Annotated in this window: 17 protein-coding genes; 7 read left to right on the top strand and 10 right to left on the bottom strand. The window is 66.0% G+C overall.

From position 1 onward, the window contains the following. Positions 1–22 precede the first annotated feature (22 nt). From ACPV3N_RS07455 to dksA, 3 genes are all read right to left on the bottom strand, one after another. Positions 23–1,477, bottom strand: coding sequence for an ABC transporter substrate-binding protein (locus tag ACPV3N_RS07455; protein WP_440116223.1), 1,455 nt, complete (start codon positions 1,475–1,477; stop codon positions 23–25). A 46-nt stretch (positions 1,478–1,523) separates the two neighbouring features. Beyond that, complete coding sequence (locus tag ACPV3N_RS07460) at positions 1,524–1,901, bottom strand: PilZ domain-containing protein (protein ID WP_440116225.1); 378 nt, start codon at positions 1,899–1,901, stop codon at positions 1,524–1,526. 125 nt (positions 1,902–2,026) lie between these two features. Further along, complete coding sequence (dksA, locus tag ACPV3N_RS07465; RefSeq protein ID WP_440116227.1) at positions 2,027–2,485, bottom strand: RNA polymerase-binding protein DksA; 459 nt, start codon at positions 2,483–2,485, stop codon at positions 2,027–2,029. A 282-nt stretch (positions 2,486–2,767) separates the two neighbouring features. On the opposite strand from dksA, the gene ACPV3N_RS07470 reads away from it, so the two are divergent. Beyond that, positions 2,768–3,094: an SEL1-like repeat protein gene (locus ACPV3N_RS07470; protein WP_440116229.1), complete on the top strand. Its 327-nt coding sequence runs from the start codon at positions 2,768–2,770 to the stop codon at positions 3,092–3,094. A gap of 23 nt (positions 3,095–3,117) precedes the next feature. Here ACPV3N_RS07470 and ACPV3N_RS07475 read toward each other — a convergent pair whose 3' ends face one another. From ACPV3N_RS07475 to ACPV3N_RS07495, 5 genes are read right to left on the bottom strand one after another with little or no spacing between them, the layout of a single operon-like run. Beyond that, positions 3,118–4,251, bottom strand: a complete 1,134-nt coding sequence (locus ACPV3N_RS07475) for a GNAT family N-acetyltransferase (RefSeq protein ID WP_440116231.1) — start codon at positions 4,249–4,251, stop codon at positions 3,118–3,120. Next, positions 4,248–5,012, bottom strand: coding sequence for a glycerophosphodiester phosphodiesterase family protein (locus ACPV3N_RS07480; protein WP_440117480.1), 765 nt, complete (start codon positions 5,010–5,012; stop codon positions 4,248–4,250). The genes ACPV3N_RS07475 and ACPV3N_RS07480 overlap by 4 nt, the downstream gene beginning before the upstream one ends. Next, positions 5,009–5,467: a RidA family protein gene (locus ACPV3N_RS07485; RefSeq protein WP_440116233.1), complete on the bottom strand. Its 459-nt coding sequence runs from the start codon at positions 5,465–5,467 to the stop codon at positions 5,009–5,011. The genes ACPV3N_RS07480 and ACPV3N_RS07485 overlap by 4 nt, the downstream gene beginning before the upstream one ends. Next, positions 5,464–6,093 carry an HAD family hydrolase gene (locus ACPV3N_RS07490; protein WP_440116235.1) on the bottom strand — a complete coding sequence of 210 codons (630 nt, stop codon included), beginning with the start codon at positions 6,091–6,093 and terminating at the stop codon, positions 5,464–5,466. The genes ACPV3N_RS07485 and ACPV3N_RS07490 overlap by 4 nt, the downstream gene beginning before the upstream one ends. Continuing rightward, a complete protein-coding gene (locus ACPV3N_RS07495; RefSeq protein ID WP_440116236.1) occupies positions 6,090–6,299 on the bottom strand; it encodes a DUF3572 family protein in 210 nt (69 codons plus the stop codon). The genes ACPV3N_RS07490 and ACPV3N_RS07495 overlap by 4 nt, the downstream gene beginning before the upstream one ends. A gap of 127 nt (positions 6,300–6,426) precedes the next feature. Between ACPV3N_RS07495 and ACPV3N_RS07500 the strand changes: the two genes are divergently transcribed. Further along, positions 6,427–6,792: a response regulator gene (locus tag ACPV3N_RS07500; protein WP_440116238.1), complete on the top strand. Its 366-nt coding sequence runs from the start codon at positions 6,427–6,429 to the stop codon at positions 6,790–6,792. 64 nt (positions 6,793–6,856) lie between these two features. Next, positions 6,857–8,374, top strand: coding sequence for a sensor histidine kinase (locus ACPV3N_RS07505; RefSeq protein ID WP_440116240.1), 1,518 nt, complete (start codon positions 6,857–6,859; stop codon positions 8,372–8,374). Positions 8,375–8,393: 19 nt separating this feature from the next. On the opposite strand, the gene ACPV3N_RS07510 is transcribed toward ACPV3N_RS07505, so the two are convergent. Continuing rightward, positions 8,394–8,927 (bottom strand): Pycsar system effector family protein, encoded by a 534-nt coding sequence (locus tag ACPV3N_RS07510; protein ID WP_440116242.1) that lies wholly within the window; start codon positions 8,925–8,927, stop codon positions 8,394–8,396. Positions 8,928–9,076: 149 nt separating this feature from the next. Between ACPV3N_RS07510 and ACPV3N_RS07515 the strand changes: the two genes are divergently transcribed. The 4 genes from ACPV3N_RS07515 (at position 9,077) to ACPV3N_RS07530 (ending at position 12,357) form a co-directional block, all read left to right on the top strand. Further along, a complete protein-coding gene (locus tag ACPV3N_RS07515) occupies positions 9,077–9,319 on the top strand; it encodes an acyl carrier protein (protein WP_440116244.1) in 243 nt (80 codons plus the stop codon). Continuing rightward, entirely contained in the window at positions 9,316–10,566 is a 1,251-nt protein-coding gene (spt, locus tag ACPV3N_RS07520; RefSeq protein ID WP_440116246.1) for a serine palmitoyltransferase, read from the top strand. Before ACPV3N_RS07515 ends, spt begins: the two co-directional genes overlap by 4 nt. A 304-nt stretch (positions 10,567–10,870) precedes the next feature. Continuing rightward, positions 10,871–11,506, top strand: a complete 636-nt coding sequence (locus ACPV3N_RS07525; RefSeq protein WP_440116248.1) for a Crp/Fnr family transcriptional regulator — start codon at positions 10,871–10,873, stop codon at positions 11,504–11,506. A 71-nt stretch (positions 11,507–11,577) separates the two neighbouring features. After that, positions 11,578–12,357: a sulfite exporter TauE/SafE family protein gene (locus ACPV3N_RS07530; RefSeq protein ID WP_440116250.1), complete on the top strand. Its 780-nt coding sequence runs from the start codon at positions 11,578–11,580 to the stop codon at positions 12,355–12,357. A 93-nt stretch (positions 12,358–12,450) separates the two neighbouring features. Here the strand turns inward: ACPV3N_RS07530 and ACPV3N_RS07535 are convergent, their stop codons facing one another. Then, positions 12,451–13,080 (bottom strand): YqaA family protein, encoded by a 630-nt coding sequence (locus ACPV3N_RS07535; RefSeq protein ID WP_440116252.1) that lies wholly within the window; start codon positions 13,078–13,080, stop codon positions 12,451–12,453. Positions 13,081–13,110 lie beyond the last annotated feature (30 nt).

A 13,110-nucleotide genomic window follows, 5' to 3' on the forward strand; every position in this document is an offset into this window, starting at 1 on the left:
CTCGGCTCCTCTCTCACCTGTGCTATGTGGGGGGAAGCGCGAGCGGATACAACGGATGGACCGCCCACGCGTTCTCCACGAATCCGGCAATGTCACCGCGCACCAGCGACCAGCGAACCGGCGCGCCGAGCGGAATATACCCCTGGCGGGCCGTCAACCGCGTCTCCGCCTCGGCCAGCAAGGTCGCGCGCGACGCGGGGTCCGCTTCTCCTACAGCTTCCCGCACCAGCTCGTCGGCCTTGGGATCGCATAACGCCCGCCTCACCGTGCAGGCGAACTGGTCCAGATACCAACGCCGGCCACCGAAGCGGGCAAGCGTATCGACGAGTTCGAGATCGGCCCTTTCCCCCTTTCGCGCCCGCACCGCTGTCACCCCGATTTCCTGCCAGTCGGATGCGATCTCGCGAAACAGCAGATCGGCACCCGGCCCCTGGGGCAAGGTGATCGTGACCGTTCTGGGACCGTCGAATCCCGCAATGCGGCGCCTTGCATCTGCGCGGCGCGCATCGATCGTGCTGCCGCTCCAGCGTTCGCCTGCCCCTTCGCCCACAACCGGCGCCGGGACGATGCGCGTGCTCGCTATCCAGCCCGCGATGTTGAACGGCGCAAGCAGCGTCTCCCGCTCGATCGCCATGGCCAGCGCTTCGCGGCGCGCGGGTTCGGCAAGCAGCCCTTGATCGCGCAAGACCTTGAGCCCGAGCAGGCCCTGCGCGGCATCGAGGCGGATCGTGCCGCGGGACAAGGGGCCGGTCGGCGCAAGCGGCAGGTCGATGATCGTCCCCCCGAACACGAGGTCCACTTCGCCTGAGCGGAAAAGTTCGACCGCGCCGCGGGCGGGAAGCGCACGGAACGCGAGAATCCGGGTGCCTTCCTGCCAATCGTCCCGGGCGGGAAGCCCGCGCGCCTCGGGCGGCAGCAACGTCAACCGCCCTGTCGCTCCGGTGCGCTCGAGTGTCATCGGTCCGGTGCCCATCCCGCGGTGGAACACGCCAAGCTCGGGCTGGGCGAGCAACTGGAGGAAGTCGGGCATCGGACTCGAGAGGCGAATTTCGATGACTCGGCCGGTCATCGCCCGCACTTCCGAGACTGGTGCTAGGTCGAGGCCGAGCGAGGTCCCTTGAAGTTCGCGGATTGTCCTGCGCAGCGCATCGCGGACCTGTTCGGCAGTCATCGGCCGGCCATCGGGCCACTGTGCGTTCCGCAACCGGAAAATGTACGACATGCCGTCGTCGGTTACGATCCAGCGTTCGGCGATGGCGGGCACGACCGCCCCGCTACCATCAAGGGCAACGAGACCCTCGGTCGTGGCGGCCCGGACTTGCTGCGCCGAGGGGGCAAGCCGCAGGCCCTTTTCGAAGACTTCCTCGGGCTGGCCAATCAACGCGATACGGACGATCCCCGTATCGCCGGCCGAATCGCAGGCCGCGAGCGCCAGGACCAGAAGAGCTGCGAGGGGAGCGTACGGGCGAACCGGCATCGCCCGACCGGTTAGCAGGTCCGCGCGGACCCGTCAGCGCCGAAGGTCAAATATTGCGAAGCCTCTTGGGGTCCGTCTCGAACCCGGCGGGAACGAGCGAGGATGGACGGATGAACCGGGGTGCTGCCGTGTCCTGGGTCTTGACGGGACTGCGGGGCGCCTTGGGGTCGATCTCCTCGGCAAAGGCAATTCCGAATCGCCGCTCGTGAACCCAGGCCACGCTGCCCTCGACCGGGCGCAGATTCCTGAGGTTCACCGTCACGCGGGCGCCGGCAAGGACACGCAGGTCTCCTTCGGCCATCATCCCGCAGGCTGACAGGTTACGCACGCGCACCCGGTGCGCGACGCTCTCGCCTTCGAGCTGAAGCTCGGCCATCAGAAACAGGCTGTCCCGATTGACATGCCGCGTATCGACACCAGACATTGCGGGTTCGAACTCCCGATAACCAGTTGCAACCTCGGTCACCCCGCGAACGGCGCTCCGTCGGTGATTACTAGGCTGAACAGTCTAACTTTTGCTTAAGCAGGGCTTTCGCAAAGGCAGGAGAATCAGTCGTCGCGAGAGATCTTTTCGCGCCGCTCATGCGCTTCCTGCGCCTCGACGGTCATCGTGGCGACCGGACGGGCGATCAGACGCTTGAGGCCGATCGGATCGCCGGTCACTTCGCAGAAGCCGTATTCGCCCGCATCGATCCGGCGGATCGCCGAATCAATCTTGGCGATCAGCTTGCGCTGGCGGTCGCGGGTGCGCAGCTCGATCCCCCAGTCGGTCTCGCTCGAAGCCCGGTCGTTGAGGTCAGCTTCGCGAATCGGCCCGTCCTGGAGCGATTGAAGGGTGGCATTCGAAGCCGTCAGGATCGACCGCTTCCATTCGAGCAGCAGCAGGCGGAAATAATCCTGCTGGGCTGCGCTCATGTATTCTTCGTCTTCGGACGGGCTATAGTCAGGCGCCAAGGCCCGACGGGCCTTTTCGAGTACATCGATGTCTTCGCTCGCCAAACTGGCCATCGTCGCCCTCAATCATCCTGTCCCGCCGTCCCCCGCTGCCCCGGGGAGTCTCCGCTGGCAGCATCGTTCGGGCGGCCTTTGGCGCGCCTATAGGCACGGGCCGGGACCTGCACAAGTCGGCTTGCCCAAAGCGGGCCCCTAGACGGGGAAAACTTAAGCGCGACCGAACAGACGGCCATCAGACCGGAAGTTTCTGCATTCGAAATTAACCAGTTGTTGACCATAACACGGTTGAACTCCCGCTACGGCAGCACGGGGGCTTGCCGGATGGGGGACAGGCAAATGGAATTTCGCAAGATCGACATCGGAACCGCGCGGACACGGCCGGACGATACAGGCATGCTCGTGGCGCAATGCCTTGCGGCGGCCGCGCAGGGCGATACTTCGGCATACTTCGACCTCGGGGTCGCCTACTCGACCGGGAGCCACGGCGTTGCCTGCGACCTGATCGAGGCTCACAAGTGGTTCAACCTGGCCGCCTCGCGCGGACACGAAGAGGCGGCCTGGAGCCGCGCGGACATTTCCGACGAGATGACGGCACGCGAGATTGCCGAGGCCCAGCGCCGTGCGCGCGAATGGCTGCTGGCGGGCGACCGCCGGGCGGCCTGACCGCGCGTGCCGGGGTAGCGTTCTCAACCGCTCCTGTAAGGGGTGCGAGCGGATAGCCATTCGGCATCGACAGCTACTCCTTCGCGTTCGCGCTCGAGGAAATCCGCGATCGCGGATCGAAAGCCCGGATCGGCGATCCAGTGCGCCGAGGTCGTCTGCACCGGGCCATAGCCGCGGGCGATCTTGTGTTGACCCTGTGCACCCGCCTCGACCCGGGACAGGCCGCGCTCGATCGCCACATCGATAGCCTGATAATAACACAGCTCGAAATGCAGGAAGCGGCGGTCTTCCACGCAGCCCCAGTAACGGCCGTAGAGCGCATCCGGTCCAGCGAAATTGAGCGCCCCCGCGATCGGCCTGTCGCGGTCGAAGGCCAGGACCAGCACGATGTCGTCCGCCATCGCCTCGCCCACGAAGTCGAACGCCCGGCGGGTGAGGTAGGGACTTCCCCATTTCCGGCTGCCCGTGTCCTGATAGAAAATCCAGAAGGCGTCCCAGTGCTCGGTCCGGATTTCGGCGCCCGACAGGCGGCGGATGGTGACCCCCTCCTGCGCTGCCGCGCGCTCCTTGCGGATCGCACGGCGCTTGCGGCTGGCCAGTTCGCCCAGGAAATCGTCGAAGGTGCGGTACCCCCGGTTTTGCCAGTGAAACTGGATATCGTGCCGGATCAGCCAGCCCGCGGCCTCGAACAATGCCACCTGCGCATCCTCGACGAAGGTCGCGTGGATCGATGACAGGTTGCTGGCTTCCGCGAACCGCTCCGCGAACCGCAGCAGGTGCGGCACCATTCCGGGCGAGCGGGTGAGGACCCGCGGACCGCTCGCCGGCGTGAAGGGCGCCGCGACCTGCAGCTTGGGGTAGTAGCGCCCGCCCGCCCGGTGCCACGCGTCGGCCCAGGCGTGGTCGAAAACGTATTCGCCCTGGCTGTGCCCCTTGAGATAGGCGGGCAGCGCAGCGACGAGCCGGCCATCGTCCTCGATCACCAACGGCGCGGCCTGCCACCCGGTGCCGCCGCCCACGCTCGCCGATTCCTCCAGCGCGGCCAGAAACGCATGACGCATGAACGGATTGCCGGTCGCGTCGAGCGCATCCCACTCACGGGGCGCGAACTCCCTGACCCCGCCAGCCACCCGCGCGACGAGTTCGCGCTCGCTCATGCGAAACCGGCTCCCTCCGCGATCGGGGCGTCGGCATGGGCTGCGGCCCGGGCGCGCAGTTCCGGCGTGCGCACGGTCCACGTCAGCACGGGCAGACCCCGCCGACGCTGCGCGGCGGCGAACCGGCTCGGCAGGTCGCGCACATCGTAGGCCAGAAAATCGGGCTTCGCGTGCCAGACAGACAGGCGGCGATTTAAGCGGCCCTTCCAGCCGCGGCTGTCCTCCTCGGTCATCACCAGCCCGCGAATGACCGATGGCGCGTAGTGAGCGAACCATTTCGGCACTCGCGGATCGAAACTCATAACCGCAATCATGCCATGGTAGCCGTTCAGCGCTGTCCGCACCGCTTGGCACAAGGGCGCAGGATCGCGCTCGCGTCGCGACTTCACCTCGATCAACAGCGGTACCCGCCCGTCGACCTGATCAAGCACGGCTTCGAGGGTCGGCATCCGGTCTCCGCCAACCGCCAGCTCTATCCGTGCAAGCTCGGCAGCATCGCGCGCCGCGACCGCGCCGCTTTCGCGGGTAAGCCGGTCGAGAGTCCAGTCGTGGAACACCATCGCCCGGCAGTCCCGGCTCACCTGAACGTCGCACTCGATGCCCATGCCCTTGCGGATCGCCTTTGCGAACGCCGATGGTGAGTTTTCGACTGCACCATGACCGTGGATGCCGCGGTGCGCATATTCGTGCGCCCGCAGCCAGGCGCCCCGTCCGGGATCGGGTGCGGAGGCGATCAGGGTGTCGAGAAACCCGTGAATCAGTCCCTCACCGCGACGATGGCGTCGACCTCTACTGCGGCCCCCAGCGGCAGCACGGGCACGCCGACCGCGCTTCGGGCATGTTTGCCAGCATCTCCGAACACCTCGACCATCAGTTCGCTGGCGCCGTTCGCGATCTTCGGCTGGGCGTCGAATTCACCGGTCGAGTTGACGAAGGCACCGAGCTTCACGATCCGCTCCACCCGGTCGAGCGACCCGAGTGCGGCCTTCAACTGGGCCAGGATCATCAGCCCGCACGCCCGCGCCGCCCTGACTCCGTCCTCGAGCGGCACGCTTTCCCCGAGCCGGCCCTTGACGAGGTTGCCGTCGACGAACGGCAGCTGGCCCGAAACATGGGCAAGCCCCCCCGATATGACCACCGGCACGTAGGCCGCGACCGGCGCCGCGGCCTCGGGCAGTTCGATGCCAAGTTCTGCGAGGCGTGCCTCGATGCTCATCCTTCAACTCCTTCAATTCGGTCCATCAGCCAAGGGAGCGCATGCTCCCACGTATCTATCCGGGCGTGCGCATCGCCGGCCTGGTGAGCGCAGGCAATGCGGGCCGCAAGCATCGGCTCGCCGCACAAGTGGAGCCGGTGCACGTCGGGCACTGTCTCGGCAGCCGACTTGTGGTGCTGGGCAAGATCGTCGATGAAGATCGTCCTGCTCGGCGCGTATTCATCGACTATCGCCTTGAGCGCCGGTCCCTTGGGCCCCTGGTTGGTGAACACGCGCGCATTGATGCCGTGTCCCGCGAGTTGCTCGGCGCGCATATCGCGGTGCCGGTCGGTAAGGTTGGTGAGGACGACCACGTCCGCGTGCTCGCCAAGCGCCGCCAACCCCTCGACGGCGCCGGGGATCGGGTCCTGCCGGTGCATTTCGCTGTCGAAGAAGCGGCGCAGGAAGCCCCAGATCTCGGCCGGTTCGACCACCTCGCCGCTGTGCATCCAGCGCATCGCGGCGCCGAAATCGTTCCCGACCATGTTGAAGGTCACGCCCTGGCTTTCCTCGAGCCACGCCTTGAAATGCGCGACCATGAACAGAAGCACCTCGTCGCAATCCGAGACGATGAGCGGCCGGCTCATCCGGCGAGTTCCCGGCGCGCCGCCACCAGCCGTTCCGGTGTGATGTTGAGCGCATCGGCGGCGAGCACGAGGTCAGGCTCGTGGCCCGCGAGGTAATCGAGCACCGCAGCCAGCGTGGAGCGCTCGGTCAGGCTGTCCCGCAGAACCTGCGGGGTCAGCCCGGTCAGTGCAAGCAACCGCTCAGCACGGGCCTCGTCGGCAAGCACCCAGCCCAGGGCCGAGAGCGCCAGGGTGTCGGCGTAGCCGGATCGGTGATCGGTATCGGCAGTAATTGTCAGCGTCCTCGATAGGCCCTAGTCGCGCCTGCAGGACGCAACCGGAGGCTGGCCCGCAGTGGCAAAGAGAATCCTCGTTGTCGAGGACAACGATCTCAACCGCAAACTGTTCTGCGATGTTCTGCGTGCAAGCGGGTTCGAGGTCGAGCCGGTGGCCGACGGCGAACTGGTGCTCAATGCGGCGCGCGCATTCGCGCCGGACCTCGTCATCATGGACATCCAGCTGCCCGGCGTCTCGGGCGTCGACCTGATTACGGCGATGCGACGCGATTCCGCGCTCGCCGACACACCCGTGCTCGCTGTCACCGCTTATGCCGGCAAGGGTGACGAGGACCGCATCCGCGATGCGGGCGCGACCGGTTACCTGTCGAAGCCGGTCAGCATCGGTCCGTTCATGGCGGCGGTGAAGGGTCTGGTCGAATAACCGGGTTGCTCCCCCCGATTGTCGCCGGGTCGACCTCTGCTGGCGCATGCGGCATACGGCCGTCATGTCCGGCATGATCTCACCCCGGCTCGATCCCGCGCTCGAAGGGGTGCTCGCCACCGCGCTCGACGCGGTCGTGGTCATGACAGCCGACGGGCGGATCGCCGGGTGGAACGGCGTCGCCGAGGACACCTTCGGCTGGTCGAGTGACGAAGTTCGGGGCTTCAGCCTGGCCGAGCTTATCGTTCCTCCCCAGCACCGGGCCGCGCATCGCCGGGGCATGCAGCGCCTTGCCGAGGGCGGAGAGCCCCGCGTACTCGACCGGCGCATCGAGATCACGGCTTTGCATCGTGACGGGCACGAACTGCCGGTCGAGCTCTCGATCACGACCGCGCCAGGCCCGGATGGCGAGATCTTCGTGGGGTTCATCAGGGACATATCGGACCGCCACGAGGCGGCACGTAGCGTCGAACGCGAAGCGGTCAGGAATCGGCTGATGTTCGAGGTAGCGAGCATGGCGGCTGATTCGGATTCGTTCGAAGACGCGCTTCGCCGGGCGCTGGGTGCGATATGCCAGATCACAGGCTGGCCGGTCGGCCATGCATTCGTCGTGTCCCATGACAATCAGCAGGACATCCGCTCGTCGGACGTCTGGTTCGAGACACAGCCCGGAATCGCGGCAGAGATACGCAGGCGGACCGAGGAACTTACGTTCAGGCCGGGCTTCGGGCTCCCCGGCACCGTTCTCCAAACCCGCAAGGCCCAATGGGTATCGGACACTTCGGCGGACCGAAACTTCTTTCGCAAGGACGCGGGCTTTCGCGGAGCGTTCGCGTTTCCCCTCAAGGGCGAGGGGCGGATCATCGCGATCCTCGAGTTCTTTTCGCAAGATCCCGTACCGCCCGATGAGAGCATCCTGCTGACCGTGCAGGCGCTCGGCGAACAGGCCGGCCGCGTGTTCGAGCGACTGCGGACCCGCGACCACGAGAAGCTCCTTCTTCACGAACTCAACCACCGGGTGAAAAACATCCTAGCTGTGGTGCATGCGGTCGCCCAGCAGACATTCCGCTCCGCAAAGTCGCTCGAGGACGCGCGAGCGGTCCTTGCGGGGCGTCTCGTCTCGATCTCCAAGGCGCAGGACATCCTCTTTCAGCAGACCACGCGCGGCGCGGTCTTGGGGGACATCATCGAGGGCGCGCTGGCGGGAACGGGGATCGACAGCGAAAAGACCACTCTTTCGGGACCGGCAGTCACCGTTTCGCCGCGCCATGCGGTGACCATTTCGCTCGCCATCCACGAGCTCGCGACGAACGCCCTGAAATACGGGGCGTTCTCGACCAACGAGGGCCGTGTTTCGATCGAGTGGGGCTACGACGCCGATCGCGAGAATTTCCGGTTCAGCTGGTGCGAGTCGGGCGGACCGGCGGTGGCCACGCCCACGCGCAAGGGTTTCGGTACGCGCATGATCGAGAGAGGCCTGGCCTCCGACCTCGGCGGCGAGATCGTCCTCGATTATCGGCCCGAGGGCCTGTGCTGCACGTTCCGCGGACCGATCCCCCGGCCCGACCAGGCCGGCGAATAAGGTCCAGGCGGGTCCGGCGCTAGTACAGGATCGCCAGTTCGACCACGAAGGTGATCATCGTCGCCACCAAGCCCACGATGAACAGGCGATAGGCATAACCGAGAAACCGGTATTTCTTGCGATGGAGCACCTGCCCGTTCTGGTAGAGGTCGTGCAGCATCATGCGAAACATCGCCTCCTCGTCTTTGAGGTCAACCAGGATGGCGGCGGTCCATTCGTCTTCGTCCATCTGGGCGAAATGACCGAAGAACAGCTTGTTGGGCTTGAATCCCGGATGGGGTCGGGGCGCGGTCTTCACCGCGGGAAGCACCGCCGAAACGCCGCACAGCGCGCTGAGGAACGAGAACACCGCCAGCACGGTGAGCGACCACGAAAGCGCCTGGTTCAGGGTCAGCGCGCGGCCGACCGAAAGCGAGAACACGACGAACGTCGCCCCCATCAGGATCGACGCCTTCTGGTCGGCCATCTGCGACAACTGGAGCGTGCTCGCCTGCGCGGTGCGCAGCATCTGCACCGCATTGGTGGCGAAGGCACCTGGTTCGGTCTTGTCCATCCGCTCCCTCCTCCCGTGCAGCAAGTCCGAGGTTGCCAAGCGGCCCCGGCCTTGACAAGCGGGCGGTCTAGCCGCTTTTCCGCCGTATTGCAGTGGCAGGCGCCCGTCCACCGGAGCCGGTCGCACGAGAACAGGACAAGAAGACGATCATGGACCGCGCAGAAGTCGACGCCCGCATCCGCACCCTGGCCGAACCGTTCAACAAGAAGGACGTCACCATCGACGAGGACACCTCGTTTGCCGGGGACCTCGAGTTCGACAGTCTGACCGTGATGGACTTCGTCGCCGCGATCGAGGACGAATTCGACATCATCATCTCGATGAACCAGCAGGCCGAGATCGAGACGTGGGGCGACCTGATCGACGCGGTCACGGCGATGGTGAACACGTGAGCGAAGGCATCTCGCAACCCGATCAGCCGCCCGTGCTGGAAGGCGACAGCAGGGACCTGTTCTCCAAGTTCGACGACCTCATCGCCATGCGCGAGCGGTTGCTCGCGAGCGGTCAGGAAGACCCCTTCAACCTCGTCATGGAGAAGGTGCTCTCGCCCACGCGCGCGATCTGCAACGGGCGCGACACGATCCTGCTGGGCACCTACAACTACATGGGCATGACGTTCGACCCGGACGTGATCGCGGCGGGCAAGCGTGCGCTCGACGAATACGGGTCGGGCACCACCGGTAGCCGCGTGCTCAACGGCACCTACCAGGGTCACAAGGCGTGCGAGGACGCGCTGAAGGATTTCTACGCCATGGACCACGCCATGGTCTTCTCGACCGGGTACCAGGCCAACCTTGGGATTATCTCGACGATCGCCGGCAAGGGCGATTACATCGTGCTCGACATCGACAGCCACGCATCGATCTGGGACGGCTGCGCTCTGGGCAATGCCGAAGTGGTGCCCTTCAAGCACAACGACATCGAGGCAATGGACAGGCGGCTGGGCCGCATTCCCGAGGGTGCCGGCAAGCTGGTCGTGCTTGAGGGCGTCTACTCGATGCTCGGGGATGTCGCGCCGCTGAAGGAAATGGTCGCGGTTGCCAAGAAACACGGCGCGATGGTGCTGGTCGACGAGGCGCACTCGATGGGCTTCATCGGCGAACACGGCCGCGGGGTCTGCGAAGCAGCGGGGGTGATCGACGACTGCGACTTCATCATCGGCACTTTCTCGAAGAGCGTGGGCACCGTCGGCGGGTTCTGCGTGTCGAACCACCCGAAGTTCGAGATCATGCGGCTGGTCTGCCGCCCCTACGTGTTCACCGCCAGCCTGCCCCCGAGCGTGGTGGCGACCGCGGCGACGTCGATCCGAAAGCTCATGCACGGGTCGGACAAGCGCGCGCACCTGTGGGAGAATTCGCGGCGGCTGCACCAGGGCCTGACCGGACTCGGCTTCCAGCTCGGCACCAAGGAACCGCAGAGCGCGATCGTCGCAGTGATCATGCCCGATCTCGAACGCGGCGCGGCGATGTGGGAAGCGCTTCTCAGGGAAGGCCTTTACGTCAATCTCGCGCGCCCGCCGGCGACGCCGGCGAACATGACGCTGCTGCGCTGTTCGCTGTGCGCCGAGCACTCGGCCGAAGAGGTCGAAACAATCCTCGGCATGTTCGAGCGCGCGGGCAAGGCGGTCGGAATCGTCTGAGGTCGATCAGGGCTGCAAAGGCGGTGGGAGCGCGATCGAACTCCCACCGCCTCGCCCGAAGCGGGCGGCTGCTATGTGGCCGCCTCTCCCCCATTCCAGATCGACCGGACTCGAATTGCCGGTGAAAGACCTGACCCCCGGAGACCGGTAACAGCGGCCGCCCTTGCCGGGGTCGCTTTGCCCTGTCCGGCCACGCCTATCTCCCTTCCCCTCAAACGCAAGTAACGCTAATCCGCGATTTGAAATGTCGAAAACCAGACAATTCAAGATTAATTCGTCTACCGGTCGATCGCTCGGCACGCCGATGCTGTTTTCATCTTTGCCCGAGGACCTGCAACAAACCCTCCGCGCGACCGCTTCGCCAAAGGAGTTCGCCGACGGGCAGTTGATACAGAGCCGAGGCGATGTACCCGACGGTTTCTGGTTGATCGAGGCGGGGCGGGTATCGGTCGGCCTGTTCGAGCCGGGGGGCGAATTCCGCGCGATTGCCATGTTGGGGCCCGGCGATTCCTACGGCGAACTGGCGATGCTGTCGAACCAGCCCCGTATCGTCGATGCGATCGCCCGCGGTCCGGCAACGCTGCGGGCCATCCGCGCGGCCACGTTCGGCGCGATGCTGGACCGACACCCGGAGGCCATGCGCAGTCTTCTCGCCGCTCTCGCCCTGCAGTTGCAGGACTCGATCGTCCTGCTCGCCGGGGTGGGACGCGGGTCGGCGCGGACCCGGATGGCCCGATTGCTCCTCAACTTCGCCGGCAAGGACCCCGGCTCGCGCCGACTGGCGGTCACGCAACAGGAACTCGCCGATCTCCTCGGCATCACTCGCGCCACCGCGAACCAGGCGTTGTGCGCACTGGAGGGCGAAGGCGTAATTGAACGAGGATACGGTATCGTGGCAATTCCCGACCGCGCCCGTCTTCGTGCGGCGGCCAGTTCTTGACTTCCGGCGGGCGCAGAAACATTAGCTATCTCTAATGTATTCCCATTGCGGACGTATACCGGGGTGATTTGATGGACGTTCTCACCATCGCCGCGGCGCTCGTGTCTGGCGCCGTCATCGGCTTCGTCCTCGGCCTCGTCGGCGGAGGCGGGTCAATCCTCGCCGTCCCGCTGCTCGTCTACCTCGTGGGCGTCGACAGCCCTCACGCTGCGATCGGAACCGCGGCCGTCGCGGTAGCCCTCAATGCGGGGGCGGGACTGGCAGGTCACGCACGGGCCGGGAACGTCAAATGGAACTGCGCGATCGTCTTCGCCGGCTCCGGCATTCTCGGCGCGGCGCTCGGCGCCGAAGCGGGCAAGGCGATGAATGGCCAGCACCTGCTTGCCGCTTTCGGCGCCCTGATGGTCCTGGTCGGCGCGCTGATGCTGCGCGGGCGCAAGGCCGGGTCGAACCCCGACGTGCACCTTGATTCCTCGAGCGCCCGCCACCTGCTGCCGCGGTTGACAGGATATGGCCTCGCCGTCGGCCTGCTCGCGGGCTTCTTCGGCATCGGGGGCGGCTTCCTCATCGTGCCGGGACTCACCGCGGCCACTGCTATGCCGATCGGCATAGCAGTCGGGACTTCGCTCGTGGTTGTCACCGCAGTGGGCGCGACGACCGCGGGGTCCTACGCGCTGTCCGGCTATGTGGACTGGGCTCTCGTTGCCTGGCTCGTCGGGGGCGGCATCGCCGGCTCCGTGCTGGGCCGCATGGCCGGAAGCCGTCTCGCGGCGCGCAAGAACCTGCTCGAGCGGGGATTCGCGGTGGTGGTGATTGCGGTCGGCGCGTTCGTGACCGCGACCAGCCTCTGAGGCTCGGGGAGAGCGGATAGCCACCTCTTACCCTTCGCAGGGATTGCTGCGTCCGCCTCCTCCGATCGTCCCGGGGGCATACCGACCCACCGGTCAGGCGGTGCGTTCGGTCGAGCACCTGTCAACAGGTCCGGATTCGCCATCCGACATGTAGGCCAGTGCGACGAACCCGGCGACGACCAGGACCGCGAACACGGTGGTCAGGATGCCGAGATACTTGTCGATGATCCGCTTGATCGGGGCGCCGAAGACGCGGAACAAGACGCCGACCGTCATGAAGATCAGCGCGCGGCCGGCGATGCTGGCGAGGATGAACGGCACCAGTGCCATTTCGATGAACCCGGCGGTGATCGTCAGCAGCTTGAACGGAACCGGAGTGGCGCCCGCGAGGAAGATCACCTCCCAGTCGCGTTCGCGCAGGTGACAGGCCGCAATCGGGAAGGATTCGGTGAGCCCGAGCGCCGCAAGAAGCGGCTGGCCGACCGCATCGTAAAGCAGGTAACCGATCGCGTATCCGAACAGCCCGCCCGCGACCGAGGCCAGCGTCGCGACCGCTGCGAAACGGATCGCCTTCTTCGGCTCGGCAAGACACATCAGCCCGAGCAGTGGGTGGGGTGGTATCGGGAAGAAGCTCGCCTCGATGAACGAGATGAACGCCAGCCAGCCGACGGCGTGTCGATGCGCCGCCTTTTCCATGGTCCAGTCGTAGAGGCGGCGCAGCATTGCCCCCCGCCTAGGCGAGCGGCCGTGTCC

Source organism: Tsuneonella sediminis (assembly GCF_051912845.1).
Taxonomy (GTDB): Bacteria; Pseudomonadota; Alphaproteobacteria; order Sphingomonadales; family Sphingomonadaceae; genus Tsuneonella; species Tsuneonella sediminis.